This window comes from Leptolyngbya sp. PL-A3 (genome assembly GCF_039962325.1).
GTDB lineage: Bacteria > Cyanobacteriota > Cyanobacteriia > Elainellales > Elainellaceae > Vacuolonema.
Genome location: NZ_JAMPLB010000030.1, coordinates 56,363 through 74,653 on the forward strand (window position 1 = coordinate 56,363; position 18,291 = coordinate 74,653).

Below are 18,291 nucleotides of genomic sequence, written 5' to 3' on the forward strand. Positions count from 1 at the left end.
AAGGAGAGGTTTTTCTAAGTCTAACTAAAGCGGAACTAAAGGGATTAGGAACTTTGACTATTAAGTTTCCGCTTCTAACTGACTTTACTCTGTGATGTCTTCGATCGCCAGCAAAATCATCTGAGCATTGTTACTCATCGACATTTTGCGAGCCTTGAGTCGCATGACTTTATGCCCGATATGGTCAAACTGATGCTCAACCCGAAAATCTTGAAACGGGGTACTGCTGGTAATAATCTCTTCGAGTTGCGATCGCAGTTGGGGAATATTCCACTGTCCGTTACCCAGTTCAAAAATTGAATGCTCCTCGGTTTGCACCATTGAAACCTGAAATTTTTCATAGAACGAATGATTGGCGGTGATCACTTGCAAGTCGCCATTTAACACAATCAGCGGTTCCCAGACCGTTTCAACGATCGCATCCGCATAGTTTCTCGCTTCTATCAACTGAGCATTACTGCGTTTGAGGTCGTCAATGTCAATCAATACCAGCACTGCCCCATCAATTTTGTTGTCTACGGTGCGATAGGGGCGAATTCGCAGATGATACCAGCGTCCGTCTCGGTCCTGGATCTCCTGAGTTTTTAAGTTGAGCGTCCGAATCACCTCTAAAATTTGCTGCTCCAGGTTGGGCACGTTTAGCTTGTGAGTGATGTCGCTCAGGGGTCGCCCAATGTCGGTTGAGATCAGGTTAAAGATCCCTTCCATTGCGGGGGTAAATTGCCGAATTTGCAGATCCGACCCCAGCATCAAGATCGGAATATGAATGCTGTTGAGCAAATTCTGTAAATCATTGCTGATTTGAGTGGCTTCTTGCGTGCGGCGGCGCAGTTCATCATTGACGGTGTTCAGTTCTTCATTTGCCGCCTGGATTTCTTCTTTTGCCGTTTCCAGTTCCTCATTCGTGCTTTGCAATTCTTCATTGCTTGACAAAATTTCTTCATTGGCCGCCCGCAAATCTTGATTGGTGGCTTGCTGCTCCTCAATGATCGATTGCAGATGTTCGCGGGTCATCGTCAGTTCTTGCTTGAGCCGATCGATCTCCTGCACATCAGGGGTCTTGCGTTTAGTAGAGGGGCTGCCATCGCCGGGTGCAGCGGTTAACTCCAGCGTTGTAGCACTTTCAAACAGCACTAAAAAGCACGACTGGTTCTGCCCCACCTGAAGCGGTGTGACATTGATCGTAATCGATCGAATGCGATCGGATTCTCGCACCTGTAAGCCGTCTCGTTTAACGGGCAACTTCTGCTGTTTTGCCTGATACATCGCCGACTCTAACTCTCGCCGCAATTCTCCTTTGGTCATTCTCAGCAAATTTAAGCTGGCACGACCGGGAATCGGCTCCAGATAAGGGCTGGTCTTGCCGCGAAATTGCAGAATCTCCAGGTTGCTATCCACCACCACCCCAGCAGGAGCGTATTCATTCAACACAATGCGATCGGCTTCTCGTTGCAACTCCAGATCGTTAGGGAGATGCTCAGGTTCCAGCGGTTGAGGCTCCATGATGGTTGAAGGATACGAACTGGCAGTCAGATCCAGGTTGGGGCGAGCCGTTGTGAGTTTTTTGGCGTAAATTTTGTTCTTTTTGTCACACAACGCAAACAGGTCTGTAAAATCCCCCACCGTTTCTGAGGTGCCGACCATGAGAAAGCCTGTGGGCTTCAAGCCATAATGCAGAATGGGCAAGAGCTTTTTCTGCAAAGGATTGCCCAGATAAATCAACACATTGCGACAGCTAATTAAGTCCAGCCGCGAAAAGGGCGGATCACTGATCAGGTTTTGTCGGGCAAAGACACACACCTCGCGCACCGCCTTACTGACCTGGTAGCCCCCCTCCACCTGGGCAAAAAACCGATAGAGCCGTTGGGGGGAAACATTGGCAACCTGGCTAACGGTGTAGATGCCGCTACGGGCATGTTCGATCGCTGTCTCACTGATATCCGTGGCATAAATTTGGATCGGCACACGGGGCTGCTGATCCGCGAGAAACTCCAGCAGACAGATGGCGATCGAGTACGCTTCTTCCCCGGTGGAACAGCCCGCTACCCAGATCCGAATCGGATTACCGGGCGATCGCTCTTTCAAAATGGCAGGAAAAACCAGATTTTTTAAAGCATCAAAGCTTTCCGGGTCACGAAAGAAACTGGTGACATGAATCAAGCAATCTTGATAGAGCGCGATCACCTCTGGCGGGTTGCTCTGAAGATAACGAGCGTAATCCTCCAGACTCTCTAGCCTGTACAGCACCATCCGGCGCTGAATGCGGCGACCTAAGGTGGTTTGTTTGTAGTGGGTAAAGTCAACGCCCGTTGCCTTTCGCAGCAAACTAAAGATCACCGTGAGAGAATTCTCATTCTCGGCTGGGATGGCTTCTAATTCAAGAGGCGGGGGGGTTTGAGTGATGTAAGGGTGCAGACTGATTTCTGCCAGTTTCGCAGCAATTTGATCGGGCGGTAAAACGAAGTCTACCTGACCTGTGGCGATCGCCGTATTGGGCATACTACCGACCTGTGCCGTATTCTCACATTGAGCAAAGGTGACACCCCCAGCCCCTTTGATGGCTTGAATGCCCCGAGTCCCATCCGAATCGCCCCCCGATAGAATAACGCCGATCGCCTTGTTGCCCCGCTCCTCTGCCAGGGAGAGCAAAAACATATCGACCGACATAAATACGCCATTTGCCTTTGAACGAGGCTCTAGTCTTAAGACCCCTTGCGCGATCGTCATCGAAAAATTGGGCGGAATCACATACACCTGATTGGGAGCTACCACCATGCCGTCCTGCACTTCCTGCACGGGCATTTGGGTCGCTCTCGCCAGAATCGCACTCAACGCGCTTTCAGGATGGGCAGGCATATGTTGAATCAGGACAAAGGCCATGCCCGTATCGGTTGACAAATGATTCAGCAATTGGGTGAACGCTTCCAAACCTCCAGCCGAAGCTCCAATTCCCACCACCGGAAATAACTTAGAAGGGTTGTCTGTTGGATTGCCACTGCTCTGCGGTGGCTGAGGGGGTTGATCGAAAGCATTGGATGAAGGCTTTTTGGAACCGCGTCTGGGTGGCATGTGTCGTCACTACTATCTTGCAAACGTAAGGGCGATCGCTTACTTATATTGTGACGGAACTGCGGTGACAGAACGAATCTGCTGAGGTGCTGAGAAGATGCCGTCAACCTGGACTTTGCTACCGCATACATTACCTCTAACTTATAGCAATGTGTAAGTGCGCTAGGTACAGAAGGTGGTGTGGGGCGCGACGCGCCACACACCACCTTCTGTACTGAATAAACCTGAATCCCGCTATATAGCAATGTGTAAGTGCGTTAAGTACAGCAACGGTGGTGTGGGGCACGAAGTGTCCCACACCACCGTACTTAATCAACCCGCACAGCGCGATAAACTAACCCTGAGGAAGTATTATCTGCTGAAAGAGTATGTTAGCTTCTGAGTCTAGGCGTTGCCCGAAACTCACGATGAGCAGGAGCGTTGCGTGCCAAAGCCAGACATTATCGTCATCGGTGCATCAGCTGGAGGACTCAGAGCCTTTGAAACGCTGATTTCTCAACTGCTCTCTAACTTTCCTGCGGCAATCTTCATCGTTTGGCATATCTCTCCAGACAACCCAAGCCTGTTACCCCAAATTTTGGCGCGGCTCACCCCCCTCTCCGTGACGCAAGCCGTTGACCAGGAACCCATTCGCTCGGGTCATATTTATGTCGCTCCCCCCGATCATCATTTGTTGGTGGAGCCAGGGACAGTTCGGCTCTCGCGGGGCCCCAAAGAAAACCGCTTTCGTCCGGCTGTGGATGTTTTGTTTCGCTCGGCTGCCTGGTCGTATGGCACACGAGTCATTGGCATTGTGTTAACGGGCAGTCTGGATGATGGTGCGGCTGGGCTATATGCCATCAAAGAGCGTGGCGGCATTGCAATTGTTCAAGACCCAATCGAAGCCCTGTACCCCTCCATGCCCAGGGCGGCACTGCAAGCAGTAGAAGTCGATTATTGTGTACCGATCAGCCAAATAGGAGCGTTGTTAGGGGATTTAGTAAACAAAGAGATTCCTGAGCAGGAGGAAAGTCCGGTGTCTGAAAAGATGGGTGTTGAAGTGGGCGTGGCGCGAGAAGACAATGGGCTGGAGATGGGCATCATGAGGCTAGGCGATCTGTCTCCCTTTACCTGTCCTGAATGTCACGGCGTACTGTTGCAGTTAAAAGAAGGAAACCTGCTGCGCTTTCGCTGCCATACCGGGCACGCCTATTCGCTCAATTCCCTTTTAGCGGAAGTAACCCAATCCATCGAAGAAACCCTTTGGGATGGCATCCGCACGATCGAAGCTAGTGAGATGTTAATGAAGCATACCGCCAGTCATCTACGTGAGATGAATGAGCCGGAAGCGGCAGACCTGCTATTGAAAAAAGCTGAGGACGCTCAACAACGAGCGAAATTAGTTCGGCAAGCCGTGATGGGCAACGAAGTATTAAGCCAAGACAATTTGGCTGAAAAATTAAAGCTTACAGAAGAAATTTAGGATTCGTAGGGGGCGATCGCCTCGCCTGTGCCAAGCAAAGTATGCTTCACGCCTACTAAGGATCGCGTATTTATTCACCTGTAATTCTTGTTGTGAGAGGGGCGGCAAAGCTGCCCCTCTCACAACAAGAATTACAGGTTATTTTGTTCGTGATCCTAAGCGCGGGGATGCCCTTTTCTCAGGTCAGTATTCCTTGCCCCTAACTGTTTGCAAAGCGCAACTGACTGGCGCAGTGAAGCTCTCAATGCCTGACTACTCGCAAGCACTTCTTTAACAAGGCACTCCTGCTCGGCCAGATCAGCGAATTTTACTAGAGGCTGTTCTACCGATTCTTTTGGCGATCGCTGAGAACTACCTACCAGCATGGGCACCGGGAGGGACGTTTCCTGTGGGGTTGATCGGGAGAGAATTGAAACGTCTCCTGAGACATCTGCTGTAGAAGCCTGTTGACTGAGCTGTTGTTGAAGTTTCTTAATCTGCCGATCGACCTGCGTGATCTGCCGACCTCGGGCGATCGCCGCCTTATAATCCTCCACCTCCTCAGCTCTGAGGTGCTTCAGGGTCTTGCCATTAAACAGCGGTTGACGGCTCCTCACCTGCCAATACTTAGAGTCGGTGTGGGCAGTGCCTCCGGGCTTGACCTGCACTAACCAGCAATGTTGCAAAAACCAGCCTTCCCCGATGATCTTTGCTCGTTGGGTATTGAGGGCATTCAGGGTAGCTTGAAGTTTTTCGGACGAAGACATACTTAATTCGTACGCAAATGACGATCTCAGTCTAAAGATAATATAGATTCGTATCTATTCGCTCTATTCTAGGTTTTACTCACGAATCATAGGCTGATAGCGGCTGACAACGTGACAGAAAAAATTCTCCCCGTGCTGAATGGAGGTATGACATGGAATGTGAAGCCATAGTTTAGCATTCCATGTCATACCTCCATTCAGCACCACAAAGATTCTTAGGAGATTTCTGAGAAACAATATCCCCATTATTTGGGAAAAAGGCGCGGCTTCGCCGCGCCTTTTTCCCAAATAATGGGGAAGTTCTTATCTGGAAATCTCCTTAGAGTTGGATTACTAAAAAAAGGTTAATTTTTTTAACGTAACCCTTTCCAATTCGTACGCAAGCGGTAACCTCAGTCTAAGGCTATATGTGATTCGTACTCAAAGCCTGCGCGAGGAGTGCCATATGTTTGTTCCAAATCACTCCGAGAATAGCTACTTGTACGATACAGAGCCTTCAGGGGGGAAGCGGTTTCAAAACCCCGATGAAGCCAGTCTAGAATTTGAAACCCTGTTGGACTACCTCAAGAACAGCCGAGCGTGCGACTTAACGCACTATAAACGCTCGACGTTGATGCGCCGATTTCGGCATCGAATGCACCGAATTTACATTGATACCTATGAAAACTACCTACAGTGTTTGCAAAGTCATCCAGAAGAACACCTGGCTCTGCTAAATGATGTTCTAATCAACTTTACGGCTTTTTTCCGCGATCGCAATGCCTGGATTTATCTAGCCACCGAAATTATTCCTAAAATTATTGACTGTAAGCCATCCGATGAACCGATTCGCATCTGGAGCGCAGGGTGTGCCACCGGAGCAGAAATTTATAGCCTTTTAATCTTATTGGCAGAAAATTTAGGGGTTGAATTTTGTCAGCAGCGAATTCAGTGTTATGCCACGGATGCCGATCCAGATGCGCTCCAGCAAGCACAGAGCGGTATTTACAATAGTTTAGATACGATTGGGCTTCCTCCCAATCTGTTAGAGAAATACTTCAAGCCAACCGGACAAGATTCAGTTTTCTCCCCAGAGCTTCGTTTCTCTCCCGATCTTGCCCGCCTCGTCACATTTGAGCGGCATGACCTGATGAGGGATAATCCCCTGCCTGCCATTGATTTACTCATCTGCCGTAATGTGTTGATGTATTTTACGCCGGAGGCTCAAAATTTCATCCTCACTCGCTTTCATTCTGTCCTTAATCCCACTGGCTTTCTCTTTTTAGGTCAGACAGAGATGGTACTCCATCAGCGACAGCTTTTCAGATCGGTCAGTTTGAAGCAAAAAATTTATGCGAGAGGGTTAGAGCCAGACTTAGAGAGGTGAAGCTGAAAGCCTGCCTCTAATAACTGTTTGCGGTCTTTTTCTGTAGAGTATGCGGTAGGGGCGATCGCCGGAACCATACCGACTCGATCAGACTCATTCCGCACCTGACGAAGCAACGCATAGCTATGCTGCCCTGGCATCCCCACATTGCTAATCAACACATCAGGCTGCGACTGTTGCATCCCCTGCAAAGCTTCATTGACCAAAGCGGTGGATCAAACCGTGGCTCCAGCCTGCTCTAGCACAACGGTCAACAGGTCGCGATTATCGGCTTCATCATCCCCAGCACATACACATTGCTCAGGCTGTGAGGCTATCTCCTGACACTAAACTCGCAGATTCATTGCCTCTTGAGATATTCGCAGTTCTTCTAGAGAATTACTCAGCTCTGGCAGATCTTGGGGCAACAGTGCTGGAGTGGGAACGAGTCATCATAAGCGTCATCATGCAGGGGGGCACGCACTCGCTCACTTAACGCATTCATTTGCTGACTCAACCACTCAGAGCTCACATTACGCTTTATCCAATCACGCTACTTTTACATTAATTACGAGCCTGTTTGCTGGCGTCTCTCACGGGCTTGATTTTAGCAGGAGATCACAAGAACCAATTTGGTAGAGAACCATTAAGGGAATTACCTCTACGGTTGAATTGTCTCGGTCGAGACGATTGGCAACGTGATGATAAAGCTTGTCCCCTTATCCTCTGAACTTTCAACCTCAATAATTCCTTGATGGGCTTCAATCAAGCTCTTCGACACAAATAAGCCCAAGCCCCATCCTTTTTGCTCTCCAGCAGTCTTGGTACGGCGAAATTGCTGAAAGAGAATGGACTGTGCTTCTGGAGGAATAGGCTGACCTTCGTTATGAATCGTGATGCGGACTGTCGTTGCCGTGTATTGCAGTGTGAGAGTGATTGGCCTATCAGGCGCACCATATTTCACTGCATTCGTGGCGATATTTTCAATTACCCGTTGTAGCTCCTTACGACTACAACGGGTTTCAACTGCGCCATCTGAAAACAGCACAAAGCGTTTTTCATACGCGAAGTTTAAGTCTTCTACAATGTCGCGAATGAGTTGCTCTAAATCGCAATTCTCCAATGACAGACTCAATCCCTGTCCTGCCCGTAACCGACTCGCATCCAGCAAATTTTGAATCATCGTGTCGAGTCGATCGATCGCACCGAGCATTCTAGCGGTGACATCAAAGTACGTATCCCCTGGCTCAAAGCGGCGTAGAACCAGTTGTGTACCCATTTTCATCACATTCAGAGGGTTTTTCAGATCATGGGTCAGTGTCACCATAAACAACTCTTGAATCTCGCTCAACGTTTCTGAGAACTGCGTTGCCGCATCATTGACGGCTTGCTCAATAGACGTGATGATAATGTCTCGTTCCCGTGAGGTTAGGGGTGTTTCTTCTTCTAGCACCTGAAAGATGACCTGGCGGAGAATGTGATACTCCAAGATTAATTGAGTGATTGAGTAATCCGCATATCCTGCTCGTTCGCGTCCATGTTTTCTGCCAATGCGATCGCTTTCCACTTTATCGGCGTTAATTCGAGTCGGTGTGCGTTCAATGGTGGTTGACAGTTCAGTAACGAGGAAGTCCAAGTACTGGGGTAGTGAATTTTGCAAGATCAGCGAGTTGTGATGCAGAGAGGCACTGATTTCATTCCGTGCCCGCTCCTCCCACAAGTGCATGATTCGATCTGCATTTTGCTGAAGCCGCTCAGACGCTGGATGAACCATCAGATCTCCTTTTTAACCCTTACCTCAGTGAAAGTATAGGCAAATTTCATGTTGAGTGTGGTTAGGTTCACCTCAATAAGGGATCATGAGTGTGACTGCGATGAGAGGCAATTAGCCTGAAACCCTTACAGGGAGAAGAATCTTGAGCAGTTATGCAGTGTGAGGGGTGTGGACAAGGACTGCATGATGTTGCGGTCGATTGGGTCTTACGTCAGGTGCATGATTTACCTCCGTTGCGCTTGTGGGTAAGCGAACACCAAGTCGAGGAGAAACGGTGCCCTTGTTGTGGAGTCCTCAATCAAGCCACATTTCCCAGCGAAGTGAACAGCGTGGTGCAGTATGGCAGCGGGATCACAGGGTTGATGGTGTACCTGATGGTAGGACAACTGCTACCTTCGATGCGGGTCTGCGACCTATTGCGGGACGTGGTTGGGTGTGAGCTTTCGGAGGAAACACTGTACAACGCATACCCATTGTGATGAGCAATTGGAATTGGTTGAGCAAGGGCTGAAGGTCGTCATCCAACAAGCTGAGGTGGGGCATTCTGATGAGACAGGTCTGCGGGTGGCAAACTGATGTGAGAAAGCAAGGCATTGATGTGCTAAAGACTCTCCAACACGTCTTTGCTGGAAACCCTGTCCTCCCTGCTCTTTAACCTGAGTAGTTACAAAATAGTTAGTATTACTCCTGCCCAAAACGCCCATATCCAAGAATCTGGGTCGGCTGACTGCTTCTCTAAAGTAGTTTCCTCTTTCTTGCCAGGAGACATAAGTTGACCAAACTAGCTATTTCTTGATCGTAACTTCCCATTTTTCTTTGAATTCCAGAACTTATGACTTTACGAGAAATGAGGTCTAACGTTGCCCATCAACCGCCGCAGGTATCCTCTGCCATAACCGATCAACTTTCGGCGGTCGGTGTGCATGGGCGTTGTTATGCGGTGCGCTCCTCCAACATCTCAAGTCTATGGTTGGCGGCGCTAAGAAATCAACAATTCTGCTAGGGTAATGATGGCGATGCTAATCCTTGAAGTAACCGCGCATAGTGTTCGAGATAAAATTCCTGAGACTTGGCGATCGCCAGAAGTAAAAGCGATGATTCGTGCTAACTTTTTACCAACCAGATTTAATTCGGTTGGTAAAAGAGTCCAATTTTCGCTCAGTTTTTCTTTATCCCAATTTGCTTTGACCATTCACCAAGATTGGTTATCTGTTTCTGTCTTAGTCTATTGGATGGGTTTTGGGTGCGATCTGAGCTTGGGTAGAGCGATCGCTCAATTCCCCCAGTACTCTCCAGGAAGATCCTTTCTTTTAACCGTAACCCTGCCAACTTTCTTACCTGACATTCTCAATAATTCATCACCTGAAAATTCAAAACCAAGCTTTAGTGCTATTTGTGCAACTTCATCTGCTGTTGATGAAGCAAGCACCTCATTTTTAAGTGCAGGTTCAGACTGCATTTTCTTTAAAAATGCCTCGAGTTGATCTAAAGCCATATTTGAAACTCCTATTCTCGCTCTTTGGTGTTGCGAACTTGTGATCAGACTTATATAGCAGTTCTAAATCATTTGTAAAAAATCTAACGACCGAAACCGTTGACCGATAAGCATTTCAGGATTGAAATGGGATCCCAAAATTCATGAACCATTTAGGATTGCTATAATTTATCATCTTAAATGCTCTACGTTAAATATTCATGACCGCAAAATCTTAACCTCCACACTCCCTACTGCATACTGCCCCTTCAAAAGGGCGATCGCAACCAGACAATCTCAACGGACTCAATCGGCGTATCGGTTACGTATAACTACTTATTCAATGGAATCTTTCCGTATAATACTCCAAGAAAATGACTGGAAGCCTTACTCTTTCGTATTTCTTGAGACAAAAAGCCGAAACTTTCGGCTTTTTGTCCTTGATTGTCTCTAGAAGCCTTGATATGGGATAGGGCAGGGATAGATATACAGAAAAATTCCATTGTTCTTCCGTATATGGAAAATCAATGGAATCTTTCCGTATATTGATCTTAAAAACGGCTGAAATACTTGCGTGTACACCCTGGCTATCAGAAAAAGTTCAACTAGCTATAGGTTCCGAACTCGTGAAAGCATAAAAGAGATGACATTGCGATCGCCTTCTCCAATACGTGCTGGAAACAATTCAGAATGCTCAGCGATTTGTCGCTCCAGATAGTCGCTAAATCCAGTGGTATCGGTGACCAACTGCTGGTAGTCAATCCCTTCAGCAGTGGGTAGTTTTATTCCCTTGAGCCATAATGATAACTGTTTTTCCAGAATGTGGGAGTTATTAAACCTGGGTTGATGTGAGGGGCAAATCTCCGGGCATACCCAGAATTTCGTCACCAATTTCGAAAGAAATACGATCGAACAGCCCCATATCCGATGGCTCGTTTTCGTTCTGTGTCCCTGCTGCTTCAATCAGCCGAGCAAAAGCACTGGGTGCAGCAACAATCAACCCACGAGCGGGCTGATCGCCGAGTGCTGCAACAACATGAGGTGTACCAATTGGAATCAGGAAGCTTTCACCCGCCTTTAGCACCATCTTGTTCTCCCCTGCCCAGACGGTGAATTCTCCTTCCAGCACGTAGAGCTGTTCGGAATAGCGAGTGTGGAGATGGGGAGGAGTTTGTGAGCCAGGTGGGAAATAGCCTTCAATCAGGTCATATTTACCTCCAGTTGTGGTGTGATCAGCAACAATAGTGAGGTGAGAACCAAAAAACCAGAATGATTGCGTCATGAAATTACTCCTATTAATAGATAGCTGCCTGAATGCTCACACTTCTGACTTAAACAAAGAAGGCGTTCATGCCATCAACATCCGAGAGAAATGTTTCGATCGCAGCGATTTTGCCCTTCTTGAGCTGACAGACTGTAGCGAGATGCTCGTCGAGTATGCGCTCATCTTGTTGTGCCGTGTTGTGTAGAGACAGCGCTACATTGTTTCGGCTCACCAGAATATGCAGTAGCTCAAACTTCAGCCCATAGTCTGCAATTTTGCGGGCACGATCGACTACTGCGTCGGATCCGTTAGCGGTACCTGAGATCGTGTTGTTTCCCGGTAGTGTCCACTGAGCATCGTCTGTTAGGAGAGCATGGATTGCACTCCAGTCACGAGTAACAAGTGCTGCGTGGAAACGACGAGCGATGTCAAGCTGCGCATTGTGACCAGTTACTTGTGAAATCGTCATAATTTTGTTCCTATTCAAAAATTTCTGGCACTTCTTTTAAATTTGCAGTTTTGGCTGGTTGTTCAATTGAAGTAAAGCGCTGTATGCAGATAGCTTATAAATTCAGCAGAATCAATACCAGGCAAATTAGGAAGTTAAGAAGCCACTTATCCCCAACAGCACCGATAATGAGCTTTGGTCGAATCGGCATCTGTAGAGCGCGTTCGGGATTCAGTAGCCAAATATTGGCTAAAGGGTTACTGCCCGCCAGAGCCACTTGAGGCTGCGAAGCTCCTTCGTATGAGTTAGGTGCCGCAAAGGGGCGAGAGGCGAGAGGCCGGAAACCCGATTAGAAACTTGTAGAGATTTGTTCTTACGGTCAGAGTTCTGGCGAGGCGACACACCACAGTACCAGGTTAAGAGCGCACCTGTATTATGAAGTAATTTTTCTCTATTACGGATATTTTCTACATTGTTGTTAATCATCACAGCAATTCTCATTTTGAAATCAGGCCCGAAAACCGCGCGCCAAAGGCGCGCGGTTTTCGGGCATCAAAGCCAAGAGTTCACGCCCGTAGGGCGTGAACTCTTGGCTTTGATGCCCATACTGAGAATTGCTGTAATCATCATGGTTAGCCAAGCTGCTATTCTCACCTTTGGTACAATGAATAGCGATCGCGCCGCTGCCTTACCGATTAGGGGCAGGGTAAGATACTGAAATTTACTGGAAAAGGGTGCGGTTCAATGTCTGTAAGTCGCAGTTGCCGAGAGTGGCACCTTACCCCTGGCGGGTGGGTTGTTGGAACTGATCTATACTCTGTTGAGCAGGAGGACGTTGAACCGCCCCTGGATCGGCTCCTCACAGTGCAATGTGGAGAAGAGCTTCATAACAGCTTCTCGCGTACGGAGCGCTATAAATACGAAACGTGGCGTGCAGTTGGGAAAGATTCCCTCATTGCTGAACTGCTGGAAAAGTATGGAGAAAAAAGGGTCGGCTACTAAACTTCCGGTCAGAGGATGGTTTAGGGGGTGGAAGGGCGATCGCTAATAAGTCATTACAAAAGGTTTTGAGCCCTTGTCGCTCACACGCAAAGGGTAAGCATCATCTATTGATTCCCATCGAATGTCACCCGATACAATCGAGCGGCAGATAACTTTACCCTCAATGGAACGATAAAACAAGCTGGACTCTGACACATCAACAGCCAGTGAATCAGACAGAACTTGAGTAACCACTGCTCGATGGGCAGTATGAAGCAATGTTTTTGGTGGTGCTTTGACTAATGTTTTGCGCCTATAGATTGTGCTTTGCAAAGTTTGCAGCCACTGCCACATTTGCCATTTCCCATGGAGGATTTATCGCCTACCGTTTGTTTCAGCGATCGCTACTCTTTCCCGTTTGAGGGCCTTGCAAGAATTTCGACGATTTCTGCCAATATTTCAGATCTGAGGAGTTCTGTTTGTTGACTCAGTTTCTCCAGCCGATTGTAGATGTGGCATCGGGCCGGGGTTGAGCCAGCCCTTGGTGTTGGAGGAGGCAGGAGCGATCGCCCAAAACCCAGCTGTCAAGAGCAAATGTAGGGTTAGTGGGCAGTAATTTGTGTGTGCTGAGCTCTAGCGCCTATTCCTTTGGCCTCATCCCACCCACGCATATAGGCTTCATCATGGGGCAGTCGAGGGGATGCGAAAGAATTAAGGTAATGGTCTACAAAACCCGCTGATTTGCGGTTCCGAGGAGGAAGATCAGCTAGCCAGCTAAAGTTACTCATTTCAACCCCATTTATCAGGAACGTATTCCAGATTACATTTTTTAGAGTGAGAATACTTACCGTGGTTTTACTCCTATTTCATACCGGAAACCCCCCTTTTTTAGGGTGACAAAAGTAACTGGAGTAATTATTATTCCATTCTCCAGGAGGTAATCTTATGATCAGCCATTTGAAGGACAAAAACTGATTGTGATGGGTGGCACCAGTGGCATTGGCAAAAGTGTCGCTCAATTGCTGTTGCAAGGGGACGGTTCTGTCGTCTTGATTGGTAAACGAGCCGAAAAACTCCAGGCAGCCGTCACCGAATTGCAAAAGTCAGGACTTCACTCCCTGACACAACACCTCGCCATGGAACTTGCGAGTCAAGGCATCCGCGTGAATGCGGTGTCTCCGGCTGTGCACTCACTTTTCAGGAAAACCAAACGATGAAATTACATGCAGACTTGAGCCAGCGAGTGGTCATCCCCAGTGAAGAACTTCCCTGGATTGACTCTCCCATGCCCGGTGTCCAGCGACGAATGCTGGAGCGGGATGGGGAGGAGGTTGCTCGTGCTACGTCCATCGTCCGATATGGGCCAAATAGCCATTTCTCAGCCCACAACCATGGGGGTGGGGAAGAGTTTTTTGTTTTAGAAGGAACTTTCTCCGATGAATATGGAGACTATCCTGCTGGAACGTATATTCGCAATCCCGTCGGTTCCACTCACACGCCATTCAGCCAAAATGGCACAACGATTCTGGTCAAACTTTGGCAAATGCACCCACATGATCAGCAGCGAGTTGTCATTAATACGAACCAAGCCGGCTGGTTTCCTGGCTTGGTAGACGGGCTAGAGGTAATGCCACTTCACAGTTTTGGGTCTGAAAATGTAGCCCTGGTGAAGTGGACACCGGGTACTCAGTTTAAGCATCATAGCCATCTTGGCGGAGAGGAAATCTTCGTCCTGGATGGAGTGTTTGAGGATGAATTTGGGGTGTATCCCAGGGGAACCTGGCTGCGTAACCCCAGCGGTAGCCGTCACACTCCCTTTAGCCAATCGGGTGCCTTAATTTATGTGAAAACAGGGCATCTTCCCTCAACCATCGAACCGACGTTTCCAACAGCGATAGTTACCCAGTAGCTAGAAAGTGATGTCTGGTGTTGTAATCATCGGAGGGATTTGTGCGTCGTAGCTAACGTTCCTACTCGCCGGACGCAGCGATGGTTGCAGCTCAACGATCGCTCAGATTCGTTCCAGTGCAGCAGGGCTTGTTATGTGCAGAACCGCTCAGCTTAACGTTAATCTCAGCGATCGCTCCACCGTTAAGGAGGTTTCTGCATAAGAATTTACCCAGAATGTTGGTGCTTTGCCCGCGAAGCGGGCAAAGCACCAACATTCTGGGGGGTAATTTCATTACTGGAAATCTCCTAATCCTCAGGCAACTCGTAAACGATCAACATCCTTCTTCGGTGGCGCACCAAACATGCGAGAGTATTCGCGATTGAACTGAGAAGGGCTCTCATAACCCACTTGATACGCGGCACGGGTTGCATCCACATCTTCAGCCAGCATCAGGCGACGGGCTTCCAATAACCTCAACTGCTTTTGATATTGCAATGGACTCATTGAGGTCACTGCCTTAAAGTGCCGATGAAATGAGGCAGAAGACATCCTCGCTTGCTTTGCTAAATCCTCCATGCTCAATGGTTTTGTAAACTCAGTTTTGATCTGTTTAATCACCTCGGCAATGCGCTGCATATAGCTGCCGGAGGTCGCAATCTGCCAGACTGCTTCATTCTGGTCGCCCATTAATAGACGGTAATAGATTTCGCGAATCATCATCGGTGCCAGGAATGGAATATCCTCGGGCGTATCTAGAAGCCGTGTGAGCCGGGTAGCACACTCAATCAATCGGGTATTGGCATCGCTTACAAATAAGCCTCTCACTGAACTTTCTTTTTGATTGGGACTGCGCTGAAGTTGGTCGATAATATGCCAAAGCTCAGTCGCGTCCAGGTTTAACTTAAAGCATAGATACGGCTGGTCCGGTGTCGCTTCGACAATATTTCCACTTAGCGGCAGATCTACAGTGACAACAATATATTGAGCCGCACCATAGTGATAGGTTTCCTGTCCCAGTAAAGTTTCTTTCCTGCCCTGAAGAATAATACAAAGCGTTGGTTCATACACAGCGCGGAGCGCCGTAGGAGCCACAGATTCCCGCATCAATTCCAACTGAGCGATCGCCGTTGAATGGATGCCGTTTCCTCTGCCATGGGTATGGCGGTCCACTAATTGGGCCAGTTTCTGACAGGCATCAATCGTAGTCTCGCGCTTTAGGAATTCATCTGCCATACCAGGTCCTCGTAAACGCTTTGTGAGGGATTGTAAGATATTTCTCTGATCGTTTTGCTGTGCCTATTATAGAGAATTCTTTTGAACACTCTCCTCCTGTTCGAGAAGATTAGGCAATAATCTGCAAAGTTTGTGTATTTAGAACCTTTTGCCTAAAACCTATGATGAACCCATGCCAAAAGGCAATGCAAGAATAAGGCAATAAAGGAGATAGACAGATGACTCAGAAAACATGGTTCATTACAGGTGCTTCTCGTGGAATTGGTGCCGAAATCGCGAAAGCCGTTTTGGCAGCAGGAGACCAATTAATTGCAACCGCCCGCAAAAAGACTGATCTGAGTCAATTCGAGTCGAACCCAAATGTATTGACGCTCAGCCTCGATATTACCGACGAGGCTCAGGTGCAAGCGGCAGTTGCAGCAGGATTGGAGCACTTTGGGCAAATCGATGTATCGTCAATTAGGAAACAAAGCAAATACTTACCCAAATTTCTTGACCCCGTCGGCTCCAGAGCATATTGTTAGCTGACTGGTACCTGCTCACTATCCATCACAAGACCATAATCCTTTGCAGACTCCAACGAAATGTCTGGAAGATTCTGAAGCATGCCGTCCCACGTAGCTTGTGCTTGTAACGCCTCTACGACGATCCGAAGTGGCTCAGAAAGAATTGCGTGAAAATCCGCCTCTTGAGGAAACTGAATCTCAAACGCTAGCTGTTCTTGAGGAGGAGAAAATTGAGCATTCACTCCTTCTTTGTTGCCCCTTGCATCAACGCGATACCAACCAAGTTCAGGTAGGTAGATAGCGTTGAAGCCATGTAGGCTGTATGGGGCACCTTTATCATCAATACTCAACCGCTGATAGCAAAATCCTGTGGGAATCCGGTTTGCCCGTAGTAATGCTGCTAGCAAATGGCTCTTAGCATAGCAATAACCGGTTTTGTATTTAAGAACATCAGAAGCGCGACAAGTTACAGGGTTCATTTGATAGTCAACGCTGTGATGAATTTCATCTCGCACCCACTCGAAGCATGCTTTTGCGATCGCCGTTGATGTTTGATGCCCTGATGCAATTTGTTTGGCAAGCTCAACGACTTCGAGATGTTGCCAATCAATAACTTCACTAGCTTTTAGATATTCTTCCATATCAGTTGCTACAAACCCTGCAAGCTAATTCTAAGCGATTAAACGATAACTTCAAGGGACTGCCTTCACCCAGAAACAAAGCCAGCTGACGTTCCGCTTCACCCGCCGCTGGTAATCCCTCGAACTCAACAAAAAAACGACTACGGTCCGTGTGCAAGCGAATGGTTCGGCAGACCTCAGGACCATTTACCTTAGAAGATTTCCAGATAAGAACTTCCCCATTATTTGGAAAAAGGCGCGGCTTCGCCGCGCCTTTTTTCCAAATAATGGGGATATTGTTTCTCAGAAATCTCCTTACCACTCACCAGTTTTTGCAACATAACTGAGGGTGGATGGCGATCGCCTCACCAAATGACTCACCGTAGCGGGCACCATCGGTCCGTTTTTTCGAGTACGGTGCCTAATAAAAAGCTCACCCGTATGACCGAGCAAGCTAATCCCGTTAAATATTGTCTTAATTGTCATCATCCCATCCCCTAAACCATATTGCTACGGCAAAAACCCGCGAAAATATTGGGGGATTCTACTACTTTGCTACTCACCCTCAACGTTCAATCAAGCTGAGTTCGGCTGCATAAGCATTAGTTCGGACAGTTTTTCTGAAACCGTTGATTTTGCGTGCGCTTCGCGCACGCAAAATCAACGGTTTCAGAAAAACTGTCCAGAGTATTGATAAGGAATATTACAACAAAAGGCAGTGGTCATTGGGATTTTCAAAGCCATACTAAACCTGGAATCAGCTGCGTCAAAGCCCACAGCCTGATTCCTGGGAAGAGAGGAGAGAATTCCTCAACTGATTGTCTCCTGCTCTAATGCCTAACATCTGAGCTTCATTCCACCCACGCATGTAAAATTCATCGTCGGGTAGGCGAGGAGCTGCCAAGGAATTCAGGTAACAATCCACAAAACCAGACGTTTTGCGGTTCTGAGGAGGAAGAGCAGCTAGCCAGCTAAAGTCATTCCCGCGCTGCTGGAGGAAGGTTAATAAGCCACGTTAGGTCTTGCAAGAACTTGCCTCCTAATGAACGAATAGAAGGAATAGGGCTCGAACTTAAGCTTTAAAAAACACAGGGAAAGCTTGTGCAAACAGAGTAAACCGACCTAAGCATTTTCTGCTATACCTCTGGCTGGGAAGGCTATAGGGCGATCGCTCTCCACCAAAACCAAACAAAATTGCTAACAAAAAACAAGAACAGGACGTCTTACTCACCCTGGCTGCGCTCTTGCTGAATAGATCGCCATTGAACAATCAGTTGTTGTAGCTCCGGGTCATCTATTGACATGCTGGCTACATATCGGGCGATCGCGGCACAAGCTTCATGATAGCGGGTGAACCAGTGAGAGAGGCTACTTTGCGGACCTGGCGAATAGGGATTCATGGACTGAGCCAGGAAGAAATCTATAGAAAGCCTTTAGACTATTGAATTTTATCTATGACTTAATTGCAATAAGTATAA

21 protein-coding genes are annotated in these 18,291 nt (G+C 47.8%); 7 read left to right on the plus strand and 14 right to left on the minus strand.

All coding sequences use genetic code 11. The annotated features are described in order from the left end of the window. Nucleotides 1-84: 84 nt before the first annotated feature. A complete protein-coding gene (locus NDI52_RS20850) occupies nucleotides 85-3,069 on the minus strand; it encodes a chemotaxis protein CheB (protein WP_190770262.1) in 2,985 nt (994 codons plus the stop codon). A 424-nt stretch (nucleotides 3,070-3,493) separates the two neighbouring features. On the opposite strand from NDI52_RS20850, the gene NDI52_RS20855 reads away from it, so the two are divergent. Then, the gene (locus NDI52_RS20855; protein ID WP_190770263.1) at nucleotides 3,494-4,531 is read left to right on the plus strand and encodes a chemotaxis protein CheB; all 1,038 of its coding nucleotides are present in this window, start codon (nucleotides 3,494-3,496) and stop codon (nucleotides 4,529-4,531) included. Between the two features lie 155 nt (nucleotides 4,532-4,686). Here NDI52_RS20855 and NDI52_RS20860 read toward each other — a convergent pair whose 3' ends face one another. After that, complete coding sequence (locus NDI52_RS20860) at nucleotides 4,687-5,277, minus strand: hypothetical protein (RefSeq protein WP_190770264.1); 591 nt, start codon at nucleotides 5,275-5,277, stop codon at nucleotides 4,687-4,689. Between the two features lie 445 nt (nucleotides 5,278-5,722). Between NDI52_RS20860 and NDI52_RS20865 the strand changes: the two genes are divergently transcribed. Then, nucleotides 5,723-6,643 carry a protein-glutamate O-methyltransferase CheR gene (locus tag NDI52_RS20865; protein ID WP_190770265.1) on the plus strand — a complete coding sequence of 307 codons (921 nt, stop codon included), beginning with the start codon at nucleotides 5,723-5,725 and terminating at the stop codon, nucleotides 6,641-6,643. On the opposite strand, the gene NDI52_RS20870 is transcribed toward NDI52_RS20865, so the two are convergent. Then, entirely contained in the window at nucleotides 6,607-6,825 is a 219-nt protein-coding gene (locus tag NDI52_RS20870; RefSeq protein ID WP_206754960.1) for a response regulator, read from the minus strand. The two genes, NDI52_RS20865 and NDI52_RS20870, sit on opposite strands and share 37 nt — an antisense overlap. A gap of 458 nt (nucleotides 6,826-7,283) precedes the next feature. Further along, entirely contained in the window at nucleotides 7,284-8,396 is a 1,113-nt protein-coding gene (locus NDI52_RS20875; protein ID WP_199307986.1) for a HAMP domain-containing sensor histidine kinase, read from the minus strand. A gap of 152 nt (nucleotides 8,397-8,548) precedes the next feature. Here NDI52_RS20875 and NDI52_RS20880 point away from each other — a divergent pair, with 152 nt between their 5' ends. Beyond that, the gene (locus NDI52_RS20880) at nucleotides 8,549-8,875 is read left to right on the plus strand and encodes an IS66 family transposase zinc-finger binding domain-containing protein (RefSeq protein ID WP_190770267.1); all 327 of its coding nucleotides are present in this window, start codon (nucleotides 8,549-8,551) and stop codon (nucleotides 8,873-8,875) included. A gap of 500 nt (nucleotides 8,876-9,375) precedes the next feature. Here NDI52_RS20880 and NDI52_RS20885 read toward each other — a convergent pair whose 3' ends face one another. The 5 genes from NDI52_RS20885 to NDI52_RS20905 all read right to left on the minus strand — a co-directional run bounded on the left by NDI52_RS20885 (nucleotide 9,376) and on the right by NDI52_RS20905 (nucleotide 11,603). After that, a complete protein-coding gene (locus NDI52_RS20885) occupies nucleotides 9,376-9,588 on the minus strand; it encodes a hypothetical protein (RefSeq protein WP_190770268.1) in 213 nt (70 codons plus the stop codon). 81 nt (nucleotides 9,589-9,669) lie between these two features. After that, nucleotides 9,670-9,891, minus strand: a complete 222-nt coding sequence (locus NDI52_RS20890) for a Nif11-like leader peptide family natural product precursor (protein WP_171575679.1) — start codon at nucleotides 9,889-9,891, stop codon at nucleotides 9,670-9,672. A 588-nt stretch (nucleotides 9,892-10,479) separates the two neighbouring features. Continuing rightward, the gene (locus tag NDI52_RS20895) at nucleotides 10,480-10,758 is read right to left on the minus strand and encodes a hypothetical protein (RefSeq protein ID WP_348254138.1); all 279 of its coding nucleotides are present in this window, start codon (nucleotides 10,756-10,758) and stop codon (nucleotides 10,480-10,482) included. Beyond that, nucleotides 10,703-11,152, minus strand: a complete 450-nt coding sequence (locus tag NDI52_RS20900) for a cupin domain-containing protein (protein ID WP_190770269.1) — start codon at nucleotides 11,150-11,152, stop codon at nucleotides 10,703-10,705. The genes NDI52_RS20895 and NDI52_RS20900 overlap by 56 nt, the downstream gene beginning before the upstream one ends. Nucleotides 11,153-11,201: 49 nt before the next feature. Continuing rightward, nucleotides 11,202-11,603 carry a nuclear transport factor 2 family protein gene (locus NDI52_RS20905; protein WP_190770270.1) on the minus strand — a complete coding sequence of 134 codons (402 nt, stop codon included), beginning with the start codon at nucleotides 11,601-11,603 and terminating at the stop codon, nucleotides 11,202-11,204. 723 nt (nucleotides 11,604-12,326) lie between these two features. Here NDI52_RS20905 and NDI52_RS20910 point away from each other — a divergent pair. Then, nucleotides 12,327-12,584: a hypothetical protein gene (locus tag NDI52_RS20910; protein WP_190772543.1), complete on the plus strand. Its 258-nt coding sequence runs from the start codon at nucleotides 12,327-12,329 to the stop codon at nucleotides 12,582-12,584. 42 nt (nucleotides 12,585-12,626) lie between these two features. Here the strand turns inward: NDI52_RS20910 and NDI52_RS20915 are convergent, their stop codons facing one another. Beyond that, the gene (locus NDI52_RS20915) at nucleotides 12,627-12,917 is read right to left on the minus strand and encodes a hypothetical protein (RefSeq protein ID WP_190772542.1); all 291 of its coding nucleotides are present in this window, start codon (nucleotides 12,915-12,917) and stop codon (nucleotides 12,627-12,629) included. A 626-nt stretch (nucleotides 12,918-13,543) separates the two neighbouring features. Between NDI52_RS20915 and NDI52_RS20920 the strand changes: the two genes are divergently transcribed. Both NDI52_RS20920 and NDI52_RS20925 read left to right on the plus strand, forming a co-directional pair. Next, the gene (locus tag NDI52_RS20920; protein ID WP_190772541.1) at nucleotides 13,544-13,780 is read left to right on the plus strand and encodes an SDR family oxidoreductase; all 237 of its coding nucleotides are present in this window, start codon (nucleotides 13,544-13,546) and stop codon (nucleotides 13,778-13,780) included. Then, entirely contained in the window at nucleotides 13,777-14,472 is a 696-nt protein-coding gene (locus tag NDI52_RS20925) for a cupin domain-containing protein (protein ID WP_190772540.1), read from the plus strand. The genes NDI52_RS20920 and NDI52_RS20925 overlap by 4 nt, the downstream gene beginning before the upstream one ends. A gap of 91 nt (nucleotides 14,473-14,563) precedes the next feature. Here the strand turns inward: NDI52_RS20925 and NDI52_RS20930 are convergent, their stop codons facing one another. Both NDI52_RS20930 and NDI52_RS20935 read right to left on the minus strand, forming a co-directional pair. Continuing rightward, entirely contained in the window at nucleotides 14,564-14,746 is a 183-nt protein-coding gene (locus NDI52_RS20930; RefSeq protein WP_190772539.1) for a hypothetical protein, read from the minus strand. Nucleotides 14,747-14,766: 20 nt separating this feature from the next. Next, nucleotides 14,767-15,687 (minus strand): AraC family transcriptional regulator, encoded by a 921-nt coding sequence (locus NDI52_RS20935; protein WP_190789474.1) that lies wholly within the window; start codon nucleotides 15,685-15,687, stop codon nucleotides 14,767-14,769. A 218-nt stretch (nucleotides 15,688-15,905) separates the two neighbouring features. Here NDI52_RS20935 and NDI52_RS20940 point away from each other — a divergent pair, with 218 nt between their 5' ends. Further along, complete coding sequence (locus tag NDI52_RS20940) at nucleotides 15,906-16,211, plus strand: SDR family NAD(P)-dependent oxidoreductase (RefSeq protein ID WP_199307985.1); 306 nt, start codon at nucleotides 15,906-15,908, stop codon at nucleotides 16,209-16,211. Here NDI52_RS20940 and NDI52_RS20945 read toward each other — a convergent pair. Then, nucleotides 16,208-16,834: a transglutaminase family protein gene (locus tag NDI52_RS20945; protein ID WP_190772537.1), complete on the minus strand. Its 627-nt coding sequence runs from the start codon at nucleotides 16,832-16,834 to the stop codon at nucleotides 16,208-16,210. The genes NDI52_RS20940 and NDI52_RS20945 overlap by 4 nt on opposite strands. Before the next feature lie 1,202 nt (nucleotides 16,835-18,036). Continuing rightward, nucleotides 18,037-18,213, minus strand: coding sequence for a hypothetical protein (locus tag NDI52_RS20950; RefSeq protein ID WP_190771800.1), 177 nt, complete (start codon nucleotides 18,211-18,213; stop codon nucleotides 18,037-18,039). Nucleotides 18,214-18,291: the final 78 nt, after the last annotated feature.